The organism is Citrobacter sp. wls757 (assembly GCF_005280935.1).
Taxonomy (GTDB): domain Bacteria; phylum Pseudomonadota; class Gammaproteobacteria; order Enterobacterales; family Enterobacteriaceae; genus Citrobacter; species Citrobacter portucalensis.
Genome location: NZ_SZWU01000015.1, coordinates 1 through 227, shown reverse-complemented (window position 1 = coordinate 227; position 227 = coordinate 1).

Sequence of the window (227 nt, the reverse complement as noted above, 5' to 3'; positions counted from 1 at the left end):
AATCGGCCCTGGCACAGGGCCGCTCGATATTATCAGCCATTTCGACGAGGCCTGATTAACGGCCTCTGAACTACCAACCAAGAATGGCGATACGGAGAACGTGGTGCAGGTTACCCGAAAAATAAGATGTGCGCTGAAAACCGCAGTAAACGGGCTTTGCGTTGATTTCGGTAGACTTGGGAAGAGTATGAAATGGTGCCGATAATAGGAGTCGAACCTACGACCTT